The organism is Pseudomonas sp. IAC-BECa141, assembly GCF_020544405.1.
GTDB lineage: Bacteria > Pseudomonadota > Gammaproteobacteria > Pseudomonadales > Pseudomonadaceae > Aquipseudomonas.
Genome location: NZ_CP065410.1, coordinates 4,991,372 through 5,011,786, shown reverse-complemented (window position 1 = coordinate 5,011,786; position 20,415 = coordinate 4,991,372). Strand labels below are relative to the sequence as shown.

Annotated in this window: 13 protein-coding genes; 4 read left to right on the top strand and 9 right to left on the bottom strand. The window is 60.1% G+C overall.

Annotated elements, in window-relative coordinates:
• The first annotated feature begins 78 nt into the window (after positions 1-78).
• On the top strand, positions 79-1,656 hold the full coding sequence (gene guaA, locus I5961_RS22850; protein ID WP_085699807.1) for a glutamine-hydrolyzing GMP synthase: 1,578 nt from the start codon (positions 79-81) through the stop codon (positions 1,654-1,656).
• Positions 1,657-1,786: 130 nt separating this feature from the next.
• On the opposite strand, the gene I5961_RS22845 is transcribed toward guaA, so the two are convergent.
• The gene (locus I5961_RS22845; RefSeq protein WP_227233458.1) at positions 1,787-3,859 is read right to left on the bottom strand and encodes a TerD family protein; all 2,073 of its coding nucleotides are present in this window, start codon (positions 3,857-3,859) and stop codon (positions 1,787-1,789) included.
• Between the two features lie 352 nt (positions 3,860-4,211).
• Between I5961_RS22845 and I5961_RS22840 the strand changes: the two genes are divergently transcribed.
• Together I5961_RS22840 and tadA are read left to right on the top strand one after the other, a co-directional pair.
• Positions 4,212-5,588, top strand: a complete 1,377-nt coding sequence (locus I5961_RS22840) for a multicopper oxidase family protein (protein ID WP_227233456.1) — start codon at positions 4,212-4,214, stop codon at positions 5,586-5,588.
• Positions 5,588-6,085, top strand: a complete 498-nt coding sequence (gene tadA, locus I5961_RS22835) for a tRNA adenosine(34) deaminase TadA (protein WP_085699800.1) — start codon at positions 5,588-5,590, stop codon at positions 6,083-6,085. The genes I5961_RS22840 and tadA overlap by 1 nt, the downstream gene beginning before the upstream one ends.
• A gap of 72 nt (positions 6,086-6,157) precedes the next feature.
• On the opposite strand, the gene cmoB is transcribed toward tadA, so the two are convergent.
• The 5 genes from cmoB to lon all read right to left on the bottom strand — a co-directional run bounded on the left by cmoB (position 6,158) and on the right by lon (position 11,623).
• Complete coding sequence (gene cmoB, locus I5961_RS22830; RefSeq protein WP_227233455.1) at positions 6,158-7,114, bottom strand: tRNA 5-methoxyuridine(34)/uridine 5-oxyacetic acid(34) synthase CmoB; 957 nt, start codon at positions 7,112-7,114, stop codon at positions 6,158-6,160.
• The gene (gene cmoA / locus I5961_RS22825; RefSeq protein ID WP_218888027.1) at positions 7,111-7,818 is read right to left on the bottom strand and encodes a carboxy-S-adenosyl-L-methionine synthase CmoA; all 708 of its coding nucleotides are present in this window, start codon (positions 7,816-7,818) and stop codon (positions 7,111-7,113) included. The genes cmoB and cmoA overlap by 4 nt, the downstream gene beginning before the upstream one ends.
• 121 nt (positions 7,819-7,939) lie before the next feature.
• A complete protein-coding gene (locus I5961_RS22820) occupies positions 7,940-8,584 on the bottom strand; it encodes a lysoplasmalogenase (protein WP_227233453.1) in 645 nt (214 codons plus the stop codon).
• A 2-nt stretch (positions 8,585-8,586) separates the two neighbouring features.
• Complete coding sequence (locus tag I5961_RS22815) at positions 8,587-8,979, bottom strand: protease inhibitor I42 family protein (protein ID WP_085699792.1); 393 nt, start codon at positions 8,977-8,979, stop codon at positions 8,587-8,589.
• A gap of 220 nt (positions 8,980-9,199) precedes the next feature.
• Positions 9,200-11,623 carry an endopeptidase La gene (lon, locus tag I5961_RS22810; RefSeq protein ID WP_085699790.1) on the bottom strand — a complete coding sequence of 808 codons (2,424 nt, stop codon included), beginning with the start codon at positions 11,621-11,623 and terminating at the stop codon, positions 9,200-9,202.
• 192 nt (positions 11,624-11,815) lie between these two features.
• Between lon and I5961_RS22805 the strand changes: the two genes are divergently transcribed.
• Positions 11,816-17,542 carry a membrane-targeted effector domain-containing toxin gene (locus I5961_RS22805; RefSeq protein WP_227233451.1) on the top strand — a complete coding sequence of 1,909 codons (5,727 nt, stop codon included), beginning with the start codon at positions 11,816-11,818 and terminating at the stop codon, positions 17,540-17,542.
• Between the two features lie 117 nt (positions 17,543-17,659).
• Here I5961_RS22805 and I5961_RS22800 read toward each other — a convergent pair whose 3' ends face one another.
• From I5961_RS22800 to I5961_RS22790, 3 genes are all read right to left on the bottom strand, one after another.
• Positions 17,660-18,028, bottom strand: a complete 369-nt coding sequence (locus tag I5961_RS22800; RefSeq protein WP_227233450.1) for a DUF6124 family protein — start codon at positions 18,026-18,028, stop codon at positions 17,660-17,662.
• A 325-nt stretch (positions 18,029-18,353) separates the two neighbouring features.
• Positions 18,354-19,355: a diphosphomevalonate decarboxylase gene (gene mvaD, locus I5961_RS22795; RefSeq protein WP_227233448.1), complete on the bottom strand. Its 1,002-nt coding sequence runs from the start codon at positions 19,353-19,355 to the stop codon at positions 18,354-18,356.
• Entirely contained in the window at positions 19,352-20,413 is a 1,062-nt protein-coding gene (locus tag I5961_RS22790) for a mevalonate kinase (RefSeq protein WP_227233447.1), read from the bottom strand. Before I5961_RS22790 ends, mvaD begins: the two co-directional genes overlap by 4 nt.
• Positions 20,414-20,415 lie beyond the last annotated feature (2 nt).

Here is a 20,415-nt window from a genome sequence, read left to right as displayed (position 1 = left end):
TGACCGGGGCTGTTTTATTCAGCCCCGAGTTGTTTCTGAATCAAGACTGTTTCTGAATTACTTAGACGAGACTGAATCATGGCCCTCGACATTCACGCTCACCGCATCCTGATCCTCGACTTCGGTTCGCAATACACCCAACTGATCGCCCGCCGCGTGCGCGAGATCGGTGTGTACTGCGAACTGCACCCGTTCGACATGGACGAGGATGCGATCCGCGAATTCGCGCCAAAAGGCGTGATCCTCGCCGGCGGTCCCGAGTCCGTGCACGAAGCCAACAGCCCGCGCTGCCCGCAAGCGGTGTTCGATCTGGGCGTACCGGTTTTCGGTATCTGCTACGGCATGCAGACCATGGCCGAGCAGCTGGGCGGCAAGGTTGAAGGCTCCGAACTGCGTGAGTTCGGTTATGCCCGCGTTGACGTGGTCGGCAAGAGCCGCCTGCTCGACGGCATCGAAGACCACATCGACGCCGACGGCCTGTTCGGCCTCGACGTGTGGATGAGCCACGGTGACAAGGTCACCAAAATGCCAGGCGATTTCCACATTCTGGCCAGCACCCCGAGCTGCCCGATCGCCGGCATGTTCAACGACGAGCGTGCTTACTATGGCGTGCAGTTCCACCCGGAAGTGACCCACACCAAGCAGGGCGGTCGCATCCTGTCGCGTTTCGTTCTCGACATCTGCGGCTGTGAAGCCCTGTGGACTCCGTCGAAGATCGCCGAAGACGCCATCGCCAACATCCGCGCACAGGTCGGTACCGACAACGTGCTGCTGGGTCTGTCCGGCGGTGTGGATTCCTCGGTAGTTGCGGCGCTGCTGCACAAGGCCATCGGCGATCAACTGACCTGCGTCTTCGTCGACAACGGCCTGCTGCGTCTGCATGAAGGCGAGCAAGTGATGGCCATGTTCGCCGAGAACATGGGCGTCAAGGTGATCCGCGCCAACGCTGAAGAGCAGTTCCTGAACAACCTGGCCGGCGAAGCCGATCCGGAGAAGAAGCGCAAGATCATCGGCCGCACCTTCATCGACGTGTTCGATGCCGAATCCTGCAAGCTGGAAAACATCAAGTACCTGGCCCAGGGCACCATCTACCCGGACGTGATCGAGTCGGCTGGCGCGAAAAGCGGCAAGGCCCACGTGATCAAGTCGCACCACAACGTGGGCGGCCTGCCGGAAGAAATGAACCTGAAACTGGTCGAGCCACTGCGCGAACTGTTCAAGGACGAAGTCCGTCGTCTGGGCCTGGAACTGGGCCTGCCGTACGACATGGTCTACCGCCACCCGTTCCCGGGCCCGGGCCTGGGCGTGCGGATCCTCGGTGAAGTGAAGAAGGAATACGCCGACCTGCTGCGTCGCGCCGACCACATCTTCATCGAAGAACTGCGCAAGGCCGACTGGTACCACAAGGTCAGCCAGGCCTTCGTCGTGTTCCAGCCGGTGAAATCGGTTGGCGTGGTCGGCGATGGCCGTCGTTACGCCTGGGTCGTGGCGCTGCGTGCCGTGGAAACCATCGACTTCATGACCGCGCGTTGGGCACACCTGCCTTACGAACTGCTGGAAACTGTCAGCGGCCGCATCATCAATGAAATCGAAGGTATTTCCCGCGTGACTTACGACGTGTCGAGCAAGCCGCCGGCGACCATTGAGTGGGAGTGATCCTGCGTCGCGCCCTCTAGAGTTCAAGTTTGGATTCGCAGAGGCGCAAAAGGGGTTATAAAAAAGCCAGTCAGTTAATCTGACTGGCTTTTTTGTTTTTGGGCGGAAAGTGCGGAGGCGGGCGCAGGTATTAGAGGAACTGTGACCGAATCAAATCCGTATCGAACGGCGTTATTCCTTGATCAGGTGCAAACACCGCTTGTGCATGCTGCGGCGAAGCCACTCGTTCGCCTCGTGCACGTACGTGCAAATCGAACAATGTCTCCAGATCAGGCCGCGGTGTATGTACCAAAGCCCGCAGCATCAACGATATTCCGCTGAGATTGTTCCCGACGTTGTTCCACCGGGGAGCTGAGGTCAGTCCCAGGTCAGCCCAGATCACTCGGTGCTCCTGCAGGTCCATCACGAATGGCAGGCAGATCTGTGTGTCGGATGCAATATCGATACGATCGAACACTGTTCGCGGCTCGAATATTTCACCCGATGCCGTATCGGTGCGGGCCATCCAGCCAGCGAAGCATTCTGGAAGATCGCAGTACGGTTGCTGGGTGTACGAGTTGATGGACGTGACGACATAACGGATACCCTTCTCGACGAGGACTTCAAGGTCAAGGTCGATGAACTCCGAAGCCCCTTCGGGTGCGTCGACGATGTCGCCGCTGTGGCAGCCGCCGTAATCTTTCAGGTTGTAGTACGCAACCGTTTCCCTGAACACGAAGTTGGCATCGAAAAATGCGGCGGACAAATCGATGTCCGTGCGTGAACGACCGTTTTTCCACCAAAGGAACAGACGAATGAAACGTGTGTCAGGCATCGGCAATCGGCTGCCCCGCACCAGTGTCCGTAGCGATTTTGAAGACGCGCGTTGTGCCAGCGGTACCCTGAATTCGCTTAATTCCGGATCGATGTAACAGCGACCCAATGGCGGTAGTGTCGCAAACCGCGTTACCAGAGCGTCCTCGCAGATTCGGGCTGCACGGGCCAGCACCTCGGGTGCGAGAAGCTCTCGGTCATCCTTGATGCCATAGACTTTGGCGAACGAACCCTTGGGTGTGAACCCTCTAAGAGGCAAGGGGCGTGGCGCACGTGACTGGGCCAGCAACTGCAGCAGGACAGGCGAGGCAACTTGTGCCGCAACAGCCTCGAACGCATCGAGAACCGGCCCCGGTTGCGTCGCGCGCCGCAGGGTCGCGTCCAGCCGTCGTGCGAACTCACCGGGACGACTCTGGAGCACGGACACAAGCTCGGCAATATCGCGCTGGGCGAACAGTGTTTCGACACGTGAACCAAATGAGGCGAGCGCTTCGTTGCGACGCGCTGCGGTGATGGCGGCCAGCGCTCTTGGGTATTTATCGGCGTAATCGCCCGGATGAAGCACTTCAGCCAGGCGTTTCCATCGCTCGGCTTGCCGCATCACGTCTTCTGTAGCGTTGGGTATTTGATCGAGCAGACTCAACAGCAGGCGGCGCATCGAGCGCTTCATCGCTTTGAAACGTGTCGTAGCGGTCGCCAGCGACACGTCTCCTCCATGCAGCGCGATCGCCAGTCGTAGCACGTCAGTCGCCGTTTCGACGTTTTGCTCCAGGAATGTATCTATCCGAGTATCGCCGGCTACATACCGGATCAGTGCGCCGCCAACCTGTGCCCGGATCTCCCGGAACGGGACGACTTCAGGCAGCAGACGGAACACATCACTTTTGTACTCGCGGATAAACCAGATGACATCGGTCGCTTCCTCCTCGGAGAGCGAGGTGCGTGATGAAACCAGAGGCTCAAGCAGTGACTCGAACTCAGGGATGCTTCCCGGTTCGATAACCCAGGAAATGAAGTTGCCTTCAAGCAGTGGGGGGCGAGACTCTTCAGTCGCTGGTATACGTCGCAGCGTGAGGTAATGCATGACGGCGTTGAGGTACAGCTCGGCCTCCGAGGTCGTCAGAACCTGCTCTGGAAAGTCAGGATAAAACGGCCGATGGTGCACATGAGCGCCACTCCTGCGCCGAAGCACTCTGACAATGTCACGCAACCAGGAGTTGAGTTCTGTCGCCGACAACCGGCCGATTTGCTCAATCAGAGACTCTGACAGTACGCATCGGAACGCCGCGATTTCCCGGACAGCCGACGCGACCTGAGCGCGGGTGGCACCGCCAGTGCCCATCGGAACGTGAACTTTGCTACGGCGACGCAGGAACAGCTCCTGATTCATGCTTGATTTTCTCCTTTTGTCGCCGTCGTGAGCGAGCTGCAGCATAGTGTCTACAGCGGATATGAAAACGCCTGCTAAGAGCAGGCGCGGTGTGGAGAGCGGAGCCCCTAGTTCATAGGGTTTAGAAGGAAGGTGCTCCATAGCCACGCCGGCATTCTACGGAAGGTTTTCGCTTTTTGTCAGGTTGCTGTGTTTTTCAACAGTAACAAGCTGCTTCGCGAGTGGAGTGGGGTGATGCCCCTGCGGCCTGTGGTCACGGCCGCGTTGCTGTTTCTTTCTCATTTGCAGGTGTATCGTATTCGCCCTTTACGGGCCTGCGGGCCCGCCGCAGATACGTGAGGTAGTTGAGTTCATGTCCTTTACCCGTCGCCAAATCCTCGGTGGCCTGGCCGGTCTTGTTGTCGTTGGCGTGGGAGCGGGGGGCGCGTCGCGTTACTGGCTGGGCAAGATGGCCGATGCCGATGCGGGGCATGACTACGAGCTGATCGCCGCGCCACTGGATGTCGAGTTGGTGCCGGGGCACAAGACCGAGGCGTGGGCGTTCGGCCCGTCGGCGCCGGGCACCGAATTGCGCGTGCGTCAGGGCGAGTGGTTGCGGGTTCGCTTCATCAATCATCTGCCGGTCGCGACCACCATTCACTGGCACGGCATCCGCCTGCCGCTGGAAATGGACGGTGTGCCGTATGTGTCGCAATTGCCGGTGCTGCCGGGCGAATACTTCGATTACAAATTCCGTGTGCCGGACGCCGGCAGCTATTGGTATCACCCGCACGTCAGCAGCAGCGAAGAACTCGGTCGCGGGCTGGTCGGGCCGTTGATTGTCGAGGAGCGCGAGCCGACCGGGTTCAAGTACGAAAAGACCCTGAGCCTGAAGAACTGGCATATCGACGACGAGGGCAATTTCGTCGAATTCAGCATCCCGCGTGAAGCGGCCCGGGGCGGTACGGCAGGAAGGCTGTCGACCATCAACGGCGTGCCTTCGCCGGTGATCGAGTTGCCGGCGGGGCAGATCACCCGCGTGCGCCTGCTCAACCTCGACAATACCCTGACCTATCGCATCAATATTCCCGGCGTCGAAGCGCAGATTTATGCGCTGGACGGCAACCCGGTCGAGCCGCGCCCGCTGGGCAAGGAATACTGGCTCGGCCCGGGCATGCGCATCTGTCTGGCGATCAAGGCGCCGGCTGCCGGTGAAGAACTGTCGCTGCGCAATGGCCCGGTTCGCCTGGGCACTCTGCGTTCGGTAGCCAACAATGACGCGCCGACCGACTGGCCGAACGCACTGCCGGCCAACCCGGTGGCCGAGCCGGACCTGGCCAATGCCGAGAAACTCAACTTCAATTTCGAATGGGTCGGTTCGGTGTCGGTGAATGTTGATAACGGCAAGCCGCCGAGCCTGTGGCAGATCAACGGCAAGGCCTGGGACATCACGGACAAGACCTGCGCCGACCGGCCGATCGCCAGCCTGAAACTGGGTCAGAGCTATATTTTCGAACTGAAGAACATGACCCAGTACCAGCACCCGATCCACCTGCACGGCATGAGCTTCAAGGTGATTGCGTCGAACCGGCACAAGATCGTGCCGTACTTCACCGACACTTATCTGCTGGGCAAAAACGAGCGCGCGCAAGTGGCGTTGGTGGCGGATAACCCTGGCGTGTGGATGTTCCACTGCCACGTGATCGACCACATGGAAACCGGCCTGATGGCCGCCATCGAGGTGAAGTGATGCGCCAGATTCGCCCTGCGGCGATCATCGACCGCAGCCGTGACCGCGACTTCATGCGCGAAGCCCTGGCGTTGGCGGCCCAAGGCGCAGCCCTCGGCGAAGTGCCGGTGGGCGCGGTGCTGGTGCAGGATGGCGAGATTATCGGTCGCGGCTTCAATTGCCCGATCAGCGCCAGTGACCCGAGTGCTCATGCGGAAATGGTCGCGATCCGCGCCGCTGCTCAGGCTGTGAGCAACTATCGCCTGCCGGGCAGTACGCTCTACGTGACGCTGGAACCGTGCAGCATGTGCGCCGGGCTGATCGTGCATTCGCGGATTGCGCGGGTGGTGTACGGCGCGCTGGAGCCCAAGGCCGGGATTGTGCAGAGTCAGGGGCAGTTCTTCACTCAGGGCTTTCTCAACCATCGAGTGCTGTATGAAGGTGGGGTGTTGGCGCAGGAGTGCGGGGCGGTGTTGACCGAGTTCTTCAGGGCGCGGCGGGCGAAACCCGCAGACTGAAGCACAACATCAAACCCTGTGGGAGCTGGCCAGCCAGCTCCCACAATTTTTTGCAGTGTCTGGAAGGGGTCGTTACTTCTTCGCGACGATGACGGCGCGCATCGGCGCCGGCAGCCCTTCGATCGTCTTGCTGTGATCTTGCGGATCGAGGAAGTCGCTCAACGACTGATACTTCATCCACTCGGTCCCGCGCTGCTCTTCGACGGTGGTGGTGCTCACATCCACACATTTCACATCGGTGAAACCCGCGCGCCGCAGCCACAGTTCCAGCGCCGGCACCGATGGCAAAAACCACACATTGCGCATCTGCGCATAACGGTCTTCCGGCACCAGCACTTGATGCTTGTCGCCTTCGATCACCAATGTCTCCAGCACCAGTTCGCCACCCTTCACCAGGCAATCCTTCAGCGCCAGCAAATGCTCGATCGGCGAACGACGGTGGTAGAACACGCCCATGGAAAACACCGTGTCGAAGCCTTCCAGGTTCGGCGGCAGGTCTTCGAACGGGAACGGCAGGTGCCAGGCATTCGGCTCTGACAGATAACGTTGCACCGCCTGGAACTGGCAGAAGAACAGCCAGTTCGGGTCGACGCCGATCACGCTGTCGGCGCCGGCGCCGAGCATGCGCCACATGTAGTAGCCGTTGCCGCAACCGACATCGAGGATGCGCTTGCCCTTTAGGTCCAGATGCGGAGAAACCCGCGACCACTTCCAGTCCGAGCGCCATTCGGTGTCGACATGCACGCCGAACAGATCGAACGGCCCCTTGCGCCACGGCGACAGGCCCATCAGCGCGGTGCGCATCTGTGCGCGGGTTGCGTCGTCGCAATCGGTGTCCAGCTTCAGACCGTCGAGCAGGTCGACTTCGGTCGGCTGGAGCTTCGGCAAAGCGTCCAGCGCACTTTGCCAGCGTTCCAGATCGCCGTGGCCTTTCTCCATTTTCTTGTCGAGCTGCACTTGCAGGGTGTTGGCCCATTCGGCCAGCGGCGTACCGGCCAGACGGCGGGCGAGGGGAGACAGATCAATCATGGCAAGGCAATCAACGAGGCAAAGTTAAGACACTGGAACCACGGCACGACTTTCGAGAACCCGGCCGCCAGCAGACGCTCGCGGTGTTCTTCGAGGCTGTCGGGCTTCATGACGTTTTCGATGGCGCTGCGCTTCTGGGCGATTTCCAGTTCGCTGTAGCCGTTGGCGCGTTTGAATGCGACGTGCAGATCGGTGAGCAGCGCGTGTTCTTCGGCATCGTTGAAGCGCAGCTTCTCCGACAGAATCAGCGCGCCACCCGGCAGCAACGATTGGCGAATGCGCGACAGCAACGCGGTGCGCTGATCCGGGGCGATGAATTGCAGAGTGAAGTTCAGCGCCACCACCGAGGCCGGTTTGAAATCGAGGGCGAGGATGTCGCCTTCGATCACCTCCACTGGCAGCAACTCCTGGAACATCGAATCCTGACCGTTGAGGTATTCGCGGCAGCGCTCGACCATCGCCGCCGAGTTATCCACCGCGATCACCCGGCAACCGTCGGTGCGCACGTGCCGGCGCAGGGCCTGGGTTACCGCACCGAGAGAGGCGCCGAGGTCGTAGAGCACGCTGTTCGGCTGGGCGAACTGCGCGGCGAGCACGCCGAGGTTTTCGACGATGGTCGGGTAACCCGGCACCGAACGCTTGATCATGTCCGGGAACACCCGCACCACGTCTTCGTTGAAGGCGAAGTCAGGCACCTGGGCCATCGGCTGGGCGAAAATGCGATCGGGTTCTTTGCTCACGGCGGTTCCGGCGGTGTCGATGAAAAGGCCGGCATTTTAGCCAAACTGGCGCGCAGATGCGCGGGTTGTCTGATAAACCGCCGGGTCAAAGGGCCGGACGTTTGCTCTGGGAAAATGCCGAGGCGGCGATGCCCCACTGCCCCAGCCAGTAACTGAGGATGATCACATACGGAGCAGCGTGGAACGGTGCGACAAAACGATCGATGCCGATCACGCTGTCGGAAAACACGAACGCCACTGCGCCACCCGCCGCCAGCAATGCCGAGCGCTGCGGCACGCTGCTGCCGAGCCGGGCCAGGGCGCGCCAGAGCATGGCGCTGATGGCGGTGCCGTAAACGATCACCGGCACGGTCAACGGACCCAGTCCACTGGAAATCAGAATGCCCAACAGCACGGCGCCGACGCTGAGCGCCAGGATCAGCGGCAGCAATGCCAGGCGCCGGCAATCACTGAGATAAGTCTTGAGATACGCAAGATGCGCGACCAGAAACGCACCCAGGCCGAAGACGAACAAATCCCCCGGCCACGCCAGCAGCACATCGCCGATCAACGAGAAAATCAGTCCGAGGCTGATCCAGCGGCGATATTCGCTCGGCGGCGCATCGTGCAACCAGCCGAGCAATGCCAGCACCGGCAGCGGTTTGACCAGCAGGCAAAGCAACGCCGCGTGGGTACTGACGCCGTAGAGAAAAGTCACGGCGCCCATCAGCGCGAGGATCAGCCAGCCCACGATCAGTTCACCGAAATGGCGCAGTCAAATGTTTCCACCGGCAACACTTCCGGTGCCCATGGTTGCTGTGAAGTCAGACGCAGACGACCGGTGCCGGTGGCGAAAGCCTGGAAGCGCCAGGTCGAGAGACCGGCCGCACCGACCACGCCGGCATCTTCCGGATTGCTGTAGACCTCGGGGCTGAGGGCGCGCAATACGCCGCCGGCGGAATCCTGGATAGCCCAGCGGTAGCCGGTGGTGGGGTTGCTCGGGAGCATGACGATCAGGTTTTGCCCATTGGTGAGTTGCACCGGGCATTCGCTCTGTTTTTCCACGGTCACGTTGGTTTTCGGTTGCGTGGCGCAGGCGGCCAGCAGGGCGAGAGACAGGGGGACAAACAGGCGAAGGGGGGACATGGATTCAGAGGCTCCGGCGTTGGCGACGAACGGCGAGCATAACTGAAGATGAGACAAAGTGTGACAACGCCAGGCTTGGCGTGATCGTTCCCACGTCGAGGCGTCGAACGCGTCCGCGTGGGAATGCCGCCCGGGACGCTCTGCGTCCTTTGCAAGCGTGACGCAGAGCGTCAAAGGATGCATTCCCACGCGGAGCGTGGGAACGATCAGCAGGGGAGGGTTAGAAAAGCACCTTCGCCACATCCGCAAACTTCTTGGCGAAATGCACGGTGATGCCTTCTTTCAGGTAATCCGGCAGTTCCTCGAAGTTGCCGCGATTCGCCTCCGGCAGAATCAACTCGAAAATCTTCTGCCGCCGCGCCGCAATCACCTTCTCGCGCACCCCGCCAATCGGCAGTACATGCCCGGTCAGTGTCAATTCACCGGTCATCGCCACGCCTTTTTTCGGCGGCTGGTTACGAGCGAGGGAGAGCAAGGCACTGGCCATGGTCACGCCGGCGCTCGGGCCGTCTTTCGGTGTTGCACCTTCCGGCACGTGCAGGTGGACGAAAGCTTCATCGAAGAATTTCGTATCGCCACCGAAGGATTTGAGGTGCGAGCTGACGTAGCTGTAGGCGATCTCGGCCGATTCCTTCATCACATCGCCCAGTTGCCCGGTGAGTTTGAAACCACGATTTAACGTGTGAATCCGCGTGGCTTCGATCGGCAGAGTCGCGCCGCCCATGCTGGTCCACGCCAGGCCGGTGATCACGCCGGTGCCGGACAGCACCTGTTCGTTGCGGAACACCGGATGGCCGAGGGACGCTTCGAGATCTTTCGGGCCGATCTTGATCACCGCTTTCGGGTCGTCGATCAGCTTCATCACCGCTTTGCGCACCAGTTTGCCCATCTGTTTTTCCAGCTGACGCACGCCGGCTTCACGGGCGTAACCGTCGATCAAGGCCTTGAGCGCCGTGTCGCTGATGCTCAGGCTGCCCTTGGACACGCCGGCCTTTTCCAGCAGTTTCGGCCACAGGTGACGCTTGGCGATGGCGACTTTTTCTTCGGTGATATAACCCGACAGGCGAATCACTTCCATCCGGTCCAGCAACGGGCCGGGAATCGAATCCAGAGTGTTGGCGGTGCAGACGAACAGGACTTTCGACAGGTCCATCCGCAGGTCCAGATAGTGGTCGAGGAATTCGACGTTCTGTTCCGGATCGAGGGTTTCCAGCAGCGCCGAGGCTGGATCGCCCTGGTAGCTCTGGCCCATCTTGTCGATCTCGTCGAGCATGATCACCGGGTTCATCACTTCTACGTCTTTCAACGCCTGCACCAGTTTGCCCGGCTGCGCACCAATGTAAGTGCGGCGGTGGCCCTTGATTTCGGCCTCGTCACGCATGCCGCCGACGCTGAAACGGTAGAACGGCCGGCCGAGCGATTCGGCGATCGATTTGCCGACACTGGTTTTACCCACGCCCGGCGGGCCGACCAGCAGCACGATGGAGCCGCTGATTTCACCTTTGTAGGCACCGACCGCGAGGAATTCGAGGATCCGGTCCTTGATGTCGTCGAGGCCGGCGTGGTGTTTGTCCAGCACCTTGCGCGCGTGCTTGAGGTCGATCTTGTCCTCGCCGTACACGCCCCACGGCACCGAGGTCGCCCAGTCGAGGTAGTTGCGGGTGACCGCGTATTCCGGCGATCCGGTTTCGAGGATCGACAGTTTGTTCATCTCTTCTTCGAGACGCTTCTGCACCTGGGTCGGCAGGACTTTGCCTTCCAGGCGCTGCTCGAACTGTTCGAGGTCGGCGCTGCGGTCGTCCTTGGTCAGGCCGAGTTCCTGCTGGATGACCTTGAGCTGTTCCTTGAGGAAGAACTCGCGCTGATGCTCGCCGATCTTGCGGTTCACTTCGGCGGAGATTTCTTTCTGCAGGCGCGCAACTTCGACTTCCTTGCGCAGCATCGGCAGGACTTTTTCCATGCGCTTGAGCATCGGCACGCAGTCGAGCACTTGCTGCAACTCATTGCCGGTCGCCGAGGTAAGGGCGGCGGCGAAGTCGGTCAGCGGCGACGGATCGTTGGGGCTGAAGCGGTTGAGGTAGTTCTTCAGCTCTTCGCTGTACAGCGGGTTGAGCGGCAGCAGTTCCTTGATCGCGTTGATCAGCGCCATGCCGTAGGCCTTGACCTCGTCGGTCGGCTCGGTGGGCTGGTGCGGGTATTCGACTTCCACCAGATACGGCGGGCGGTGGTGTTTGAGCCAGGTCTTGATGCGGACGCGGCTCAGGCCCTGGGCGACGAATTGCAGTTTGCCGTTTTCGCGGCTGGCGTGGTGCACCTTGACCAGGGTGCCGTATTGCGGCAGTGCCTTGGTGTCGAAGTGGCGCGGGTCTTCCTGGGGCGTGTCCATGAAGAACAGGGCCAGGGAGTGGTGTTCGGATTTGCTGACCAGTTCGAGGGTTTCAGCCCAGGGTTCTTCGTTGACGATGACCGGCAGGACCTGAGCCGGGAAGAACGGGCGGTTGTGGATCGGCATGATGTACACCTTGTCCGGCAGGTTCTGGCCGGGCAGGGCCAGACCTTTGCCTGGGACGTGGTGTTCGATGTGTTCGGCGTCGGTTTCGGTGATGTCGTCGGGGTTCTCGGGGAATTCTTGCTGGTCGCTCATGGGGCACCTGCGCAATGGGGTATGGCTGTTAGATGGGGCAGGGTTTTGGTGGTTTCAATGGGGTGGGTGTTTCTGGTTGTGTGTTCAGGGCTTTGACAGGTTTAGGACCTCGTCTGGAAGTGTATGTGTACCACCTTGTCAGGACTGCCCTTCGCCATGCTGCGCCCTCATTCTCAACATGGACGTGTGCCAATGAGTATCACCACCCCTCCCACACCCGAAGAGATCAAAAACGATCTCAACGTGATCGCCCATTATTTGTTCAATACCCCAACCCCATTGCTTCCCGCACAGAAACCGACCAGCGAACAGGCCTTCCTGAAACGCCTCGATGAGCAACTGAAAACCTACCGTACAAGCTACCTGCAACGCAGTCGCGCGCTGTATCAGGTGGTGGAAAACAGCGATCTGAAAAGCGCCGACGGCAAAAAGTTGATCGCAACGCTGAAAAACGGACTGGCTAGCCAACTGGCCGGCATGGACATGCGCGACCGCATCGACGGCAAACCGGCGAAAAGCTTCCTCGTATATGACGCGGGCTTCACCGCCATCGGCAACGAAGCAAGGCAAGCCGTCAGCGACCGCCTGCTGCACCCGCAAGCCGGCGAGCTTCTTCAAAAACTCAATAGGGTACCTATGCTGCGTCCAGCCACTTACGCGCTGCAGTTCAGCTACCAGGACACCATCGTCGAGCTGGCCGGCGCCTTCCTCGTCACGGAAAAAAACACCCGCCAGGTCAAGGATCTGCAGACAGACCAAGGCATGGGTTACGCGTTGCTGTTCACCCCCGCAAGGGGCATCGAATTCTTCAATTCCCTGGCTGATCTCGACAACCAGTTGCGCGCGTCACTGAACCAGGCCAGTGCAAGCCAAGAATTCATGCACATGCTGCCGACGCGCTATCACGCTGTGGGCGCAGCAGGTATCTGGCCGCTGTCGCTCGTACCGATCGACAGCAAGCCCTTGTTCGAACACATCTACGATGCGCTGATCGAAAAACGTACGCAGGATATCGAGCGCGCCTTGAGCTTCTCCGATAACCCGCTGCAAGACCCCACGCTATTGCTCGCGGCCCTGGAGCGCGCAATTGCCGCCGCATTGCCGGATCTCACGTCGCGTATGGAATTGCGCGCGCAATCCTTGTTCGAACGCCATCTGCGCGATAGCGCACCGCACTGGTATCGGAGCGCCAGCACTGCGCAAAAAAACGCACTGACGCAGCACCTGCGCAACTACCAGCAGAGGCGGCAACACCTGCTCGACCTGATGGGACCGGCAGGCAGCCTGACGGCCCTGGCCCGCCAGCAATGGCTGGAGCGCCTGAGCGAAGATCTGGAAATCGACGATATCGAGCCCGAAAAATTAAGCCTATCCACCGTTCGTCAAGTACCGGGATACGGTAATTATGTGCAACAAAGCAGTTTGCTTGAGCTGACCTTGCGCGGCCCGCACACCGGCGATGAATTACCGGACTCGGCGTTTTTGAAGCACACCACCCTCACTTACAATGACGAGCCTTTGCCACCAGCCTACGCTGACGTGACACCAGCGTGGCTGATCAAGCAAGCCCTGGAACTGCAGCCTCGAACTGATTTCTATGACTTGCAAAAAGCGCTACAGGCCAGGCCTGCGATCAAGTCCGCCATCGAGCAGATGCTCGATCACCGTATCGTCGCCCTCGCTCACACGGCAGTGCTGCAAGGGCATCTGCTCGACAGTGACCTGCAACTGATCCAGCGCCTGCGTGACGGCCGCGATTCCCGCCTGCGCGCCGCCACCGTGTCGCTGCACGGCGCACAGTTACAGGACTTGTGGGTGCTGTGCCAGAACGATGACGGCGGCGCGATCAAACGGTTGTTGCTGTGTACGCCAGAGGCGCCGCGAGAGCAGCAATTCCAGGCTTTCGACAGTGAGCTCGAATGCCAGACTCACTTGCTTGGCTGGGCCCGGCAAAGTGTCGCCGACAGCATGGCCGGCTATCTGATCCGTCGCGCGCCCATGCGTTTTCGCCAGAAGGTGCGCCAGGTGTTGTCCGGACTGAGTTTCAAGCCAGAGGCGCACGAGCATCACAAGGTCACGTTCGCTCACGGCAGTCATCTTGATTGCCTTGGTGCGATGGCCAGGCACATGCTCGCTACACGGACCGACGACTACGATTTCAGTACACCGTTGTGGTATCGCTCGACCACCTCCGTCAACCGCCGGAAACTGACGACCCATGGCGAAGGCGCCGACGGAGTCTTGCGTGCGTTCATTAGCCACGCCTTGTCGGGCAGTCGCTTTCCGACCTTTGATGACTATGTGCACGAGCAAGCAAAAATAAGCTTGAATCGCTTGCTCAAACGCACGGCCAACGATGTCGACCCGGATACCGTCTGGGCATTCTCGCCGACCTCCATCATGCCCTCGTGGACACCGGCACCTTTGACGTACACGGAGCTTTATCGCGACGGTTACGCCGACGGCGTCGGTTTTCTCGATGAAAAATTTTCCCGCTCGGCGCGCTTCAGAGGTCCGCAGGGGATCGATATCAGCAACCTGACCGCAGAGAATGTCGCGCGTTCGGTCACCGGTGTATGGATCGGCCAACGCTACATCGACAAAGTCAAGGCCGAGCTGCAAAGTTCGACAAGCGAAGGCTATGACTTCAGGCGTAATGCGACCCTGGCGATTACCCGGCTCCAGATGAAAAACGCCGCGCTGGAGTGCCAGCTGCAAGGCCATATTGCCAGTCATGACCTGCAATGGCTGGAGCGCAGTATTGACAGTATGGGTGAGACTTCAGGTGCCACGCGCACCAATTATGCGCTTCACCGTCTGATGATCGACGGCGAGTGGGTGATCGATACGTGGCTGTTCAGCCACGGCGACAACCCGGTCCTGCTCTACACACCCGATGCGCCCGACGGCGTGGTTTTTCGCGAGGCGCGGCTGTTCAACTACCTGCTTAAACAGCTGTCCGGCATGCTCGAATACCTGGTCTCGCGAGTCAGCGTCAGCGCCCGGCCCCGTGTAAGCAAGTACCTTGAAAATATCAGGAAGGAGCTGCCCGCAGGCCTCAATAAAACGACACCCAGCCCTGCGCGTTACGACTCGACCCACGCGGTCGCGGCAGTCAGTGATCTGCGCTTTGCCCTTTACAACATGAAGCTGCAACGTCGGATCGACGACGTTAACGCGACCACCACCAGCCGTGCCGGAATGATCGCCGGTCTGGTATGGATCACTGTCGAACTGTTCACCGCCATTGCCACTGCGCCGTTCCCGCTGCTGAGCCTGAGTAGCGGTCTGCTGTTGGCTTTCAAGGACGGCATGCTCGCCCTGCACGCCTATCGCCAGGGTGACCACGGTGAAGCTTTTGAGCGTTGGCTCGGCTATCTGTTCAACAGTGCCGGGGCGGTACTGACCGACCTGCGTCCGATGTTGAAACCGCTCAAACCCACACGCAGTCTTTTGCTGCCACGCCTCTCCAGTGCCAGCGCCAGAAATCAACTGGAACATGTCATGGCCGTGATTGATGACGTGGCAACCCAACCTCATTTGAAAGACATGCATGTGGTGTCTTTCAGAAACCAACTGTTCTATACCAGGAACAGTCCTGACGAACTCGGTCGTTATTTGCTCTATCGGTTCAAGCCGGATTCCAGCGAACTCGTTTCTACCGGCATTCTGACCGTGCGCAATTCCGATGGCGTTCTGGTACGTAGTGGCATGGTCGGTGGAGCGCCCAAGTATGAGCCTGTACCAGAGACCCCCGGACCGTATAAGGACTATGGCGTAGAGCCCAAGTACCGGGAACGCATCGAAACGGTGATGAATCCGCAAACCAGGCAGAACATCCTCCTGCGCAGTCAGGACGATATAGCCATCACGCCCGCCGTCGTCATGGAAGGCGCCGCCCATGAGCTTGCCTCGACACGCACCGCATACCTCAAGCAGGTCGAAAAGCTCAGCGCAGACGCCACTGCTCATTTCGCCGGACTTGCCCCGCTGGCAGCCCGCGCCGAAGTCCCGGCAGTCGCCGGCGACCTGTCATTTGCCCGGTTGATCGGCAGCGATACTGTCAAAGGGAAAAATCTGGTGATCGGCGCCCGGCCCGATTCGATCGCCAGCAAACAACTGCTGATCGATAATCTGGACGCACTCGTCAGTCACGGCTACAAGCGGCTTTACGTGGAATACCTGGCGGGTGATGTCTTCAATGTCAAGCTGGCAAAAATGAACAAGGGTGGAACCTGGAAGCACATCAAAACTCATCTTGAAGCCGTCGACCGTGCACTGGGACATGAGAAAGACGCACCACACTCGTATCTGGCACTGGTGCGTGCGGCTCGCGAAAAAGGTCTGAAAATCCATGCGCTGGATGCTTCGACCAGCTACAACCTGGACGGGGCTCTGGTCCTGGCCGATGTCTCGCCATTGACCCCTCGAAGCAACCTCATCAGAAATTTCTATTCACACAAGACGCTGGCCGCCGATATCGCCGATGCGCCCGAGGAGCGCTGGGTGGTTCTCACTGAACAATCACGCATGTGCACCTCCGACAAAACCCCTGGCCTGGCTGACCTGCATGCTGCTGTCGCCGTGCGTGTAGAAGACGTTGCCCTGGATCAGTCAGCACGTATCAGCCTCGATTCGGCCGGGACAAACGCGGGGGATGCGGCTGCCAAGGGCGATTATCGTGTGCAATGGCCGACGGCATACAAGGCTCCCCAGCCCGTCTCCAGGCCCGCTCCGATTGCTTCTGTTGTCGAGCATTTCAGCGACTACGATATCCCGGCCTCCCTGCGTGACGATATCGCGAACATGTTGCACCAACGCCATGCCTTGGATTCACGTTATTCCCCGTCCGCACCTAAAGAAAGACCGGCGCATGATGCATTCATCACCAACCGCGAGCGTCTCGGGAAAAAAGCCCGGGACACTTTTGCTCAGTACACTCCCCCCGCAGCTGCCAGGCTCCCGACAATCACCTCAGACACCTCATTCGAAGGTTTTTTGCGGCAGTTGGCTGACGGACGCTTGAACCTGCTGATCGGCGAGGCCCATAGCGACGTATCGAGCAAAGTGCTGCTGAAAAAACACATGAAGGCGCTCAAGCAAGCCGGGTATGACACGCTGTACATGGAGCATCTGTTCACCGATCTGCATCAGGCTGACCTGGATGTTTTTTACCGGACACAGCGCATGCCGGACCGACTGAAGGCTTATCTGCGCGTTCAGGACCGTGGCCAGATGCCCACCCATGCCGGTAACGATACGTACACAGAGGTCTGTCAGGCGGCGGCCAAGTACAACATCCGTATCAGGGCACTCGATTGCACGGCGTCGTACCACGTCAAGGGCTTGCGTGACACCGATATTTCTCGCAACGAGATGTTCAGCTATTTCGCCACTCAGGTGATCAAAGCCGACCAACTGGCACACGGACCGCATAAATGGGTGGCCCTGATCGGCAGTGCCCACACCAATTACAACCTGGGTGTACCGGGGCTGGCGGATACCCTCTCGGCAGTCAGTCTCCATGTGCGCGACACCGCTCCGGAACTGGCCAAAGGTATCCATCGCGGGGGGTGGGAAGTTGTGGCCGGCAGGATGGGAACCACTAGCCGCGCCCTGCGCAGCGATTTCTTGATGGAGGTGGCCGTCGCCGGAGGGGAAAAACCAGTCCCGGTGCAGTCTGTCAGCCGCAGCAAACTGACCGGTGCCGGGATGTTCATGATCGACAGTTCAGACACGAGTGCGCTCCGTCTGGTGCATAAATCCAGGACCGGTGAAATCGTCGAGACACCGATCCAGGTCAACGATCACGGCTTGCTGTTCATTGATCGTTGGGAGAAAAAAGATAAGCGATTCAAATACCTGCAGAACTTGATCAATATGCTTGAACACGATCTGCAAATGATCAGGGTGAGATAAAAACCGGCTGGCTCCGGGCATTGTCAAAAAACAACGGATATGACGGTCGGAAGGGCTCGTGGTGCCTCAGGCAGAACGCACCACAAGCCCTTCTTCGCGCAGCGGTATTTTCAATAATCAGGCTGGATACCGATCAACCTCAACATTATCCAGCACCCGATTCACCGCCAGTTCAGCCAGCATGATGATTTGCTGAATGGCCAGAATCGTCCGCCGCTGCGGGAGGTCGATGTGTGCGGCGATGTCGCTGGTCATGAGGCTGGCCTGTGCCAGTGATTCGCAGGCGTGCACCAGCAGGCTTTCGCTGTCCTGATCGGGGGCGGCCTGGAACATGGTGCTGGGTTTATGGAAGCGCAGGGTGGTGGCGTTGGGTTTCAGGTAGTGGTCGAGGGCGCGCTCGGCGGCTTCGTGGAGTTTTTTGGAATCTGGCGATTCGTAGGGCGATGCGTCGTTTGATTCGGGGGGATTGGGTGTTGGTTTTTTCATGGTGAATACTCAGTTGGTGAAGTTGGAGCTGCCTTCGATTGCCGCGACGCAATCTGAGGTGGCAGCTGTACGCGGGTTCGCGGACCGATAACTGAGGAATCGGCATACCTCCAGAGAAGGTATCCCGCGCACAGCCGCCATGACACAAACAACAGGCACCGGGGTGCCGTGAGGTTGGCGATTATGCATCAGTTATCGGGCCGCGACGCCCCATCGCTGAATGTTTCAGCGACCCCCGAAGCCTATCCACCCCGTTTCCTAGGGACAACCGACGCGACTTGTCGGAATCGTCCCCAAAAAACACCTCATCTGTAGGACGCAAGCATCAGAACAGATGCTGCTCCAGCCGCCGGGGCCCGTCGCCCGCTCTATCGAGTATCCAGCGCTGGATGTCAGGCAGTTTGCGCAGTGCAGCAAACACGCGGGGGGAATGTTGTGGCGTGCACAGCACATGTACGTTGGGGCCGGCGTCGAGGGTGGCGCAGACGTCCAGGCCTTCGCGACGCAGTTGGCGGACCTGTTCCAGCACGGCCAGTGTCGCCGGATGCCAATAGAAAACCGGTGGCTGCGAAGTCATGGCGATCAGGTGCAGTTCGATGGCTTCGCGCTCCACGGCATCGGCCAGTCGGGTGAAGTCGCGTTCGAGAATGGCGCGGTGCACTTGTTCCAGACGCTCCGGCAGCAGCTTCAAACGGGTCGGATAAAACTCGCTGCTGGTGGCGAGCAGATGACCCTGGCGGGAGCTGACGGTTTTGTGTCGGGCATCGACCACGGCGATCAGATCATGCAGTGGCCAGTGGCGTGCGGGAGCGATTTGCAGGGCCGGCCCCGAAAGCAGCTGCGCATTGCCGGGCCACTGCACAAAACCACCGCAGACCGAGCGCGCCGCCGAGCCGGAGCCGGACAGGCGCGCAAGATCGCTGAGGGTGGGATGCGTCAGCGAGTGTCCGCGATACACGGCAAATGCCGCTGCAAGTGCGCTGAAACCCGCTGCCGACGAGGCGATGCCGGCGCCGGTCGGGAAACTGTTGGTGGTTGCGATGCGTAGCGGTTGCCAGTGATCGAAATGTTCGCGCAAGGCGTGCAGGTGATGTTCGATCCCGGCGCGCAGGGTGGGATCGGCCGGTACCAGTGCGCCTTGCCTGTTTTTCCATAGAAATTCATCGGCCGAGCCACCGGGCAATGGCGCCAGCGTGCAGATACTGACGCAGCGGCTCAGGGTCATCGAAAGCGAGGCGTTATTGGGCAAGGTGTTGTGAGCGTCGCGCATGCCCCAATACTTGATCAGTGCAATGTTGGCCGGGGACGAGACGCTGGTGCGATTCATGAACGGATGATCTCGAGTCCCGCCACCGCGAGCGGTGCGTCGATTCGTTGATACCGCGAAAGCTGCGGCACCTCTTCTGCGCCCGTCACCAGCAGCGCGCCGGCCTGGTGACCGGTCAGGGCTCCCGCGCCGCAGATTTTGGCTGCTCCTCCTGCGTTTTCTATCGAGCGAATCAACCGGGCGACGGCGGCGGGGACGACGCCCAGCTTTTCCAGATCCGCCTGGTAATCGCGTATCACCGCACGAAGCGTTTCCGGCATCGGTCGCGATTGTTGCAGCAGCGAACAGAAGCGCTCGGTATTGCGTTGCATGCTGGCCAGCAATGGATTGTTGGCACCTTCGAGCCGGTATCGGGTGGCGGCGATGACTTGGCCGGTGCTCTCGCGGGCGGTTCCGGTGTTGAACACTCGCAACGTGCCGGGCGGCAGGAGCACAGGGCTGTCGGGTAGCGTGCGCAGATTGAACGGGCCCTGCGCGTCACGCCGGCCTATGACAACCGAGCCCAGCAGGCTGGTGTTGTGGTCGATGCCCGAAGGTTCGCCGTGCTGATAGCGTTCAACCGCCAGGGCCAACTGTTCGAGCGGACAATCGGCTTCTGTCAGCCGGAACAGCTGTGACAGTGCAGCCATGAGCGTGACGGCCAGTGCGCCGGAGCTGCCGAAGCCGGCGCCGGTCGGAATCTGTGATTGCACCCGCAGGACAAAGCCCTGCCAGTTGGCGGGCGCGAGTCGCAGCAGGATTTCACCCATGGCGCATTTGATCAGGTGGTCGGGGGCGCTGACGTTGAGTCGCGCAAAACTGGAGGTACTCGGGACGCGCCGATAATGCGCCCAGGCCAGACGAACATGGCGGATGTAGTCGGCCAATTGCTCGGGGTCATAGCGGTGCTGGAACGCAAGGTCGGGCAGTTGCACGTCGATCTGCCGGCTCTCGTGCGGGGATATCCACACGTTGCAGTAAAGCCCCACGGCACAGGCAATGGCCGGACATCCATGCAGCGCGGCATGTTCCCCCATCAGGATGATTTTGCCGGGCGCTCTGGCATGGATCACGGGCATGC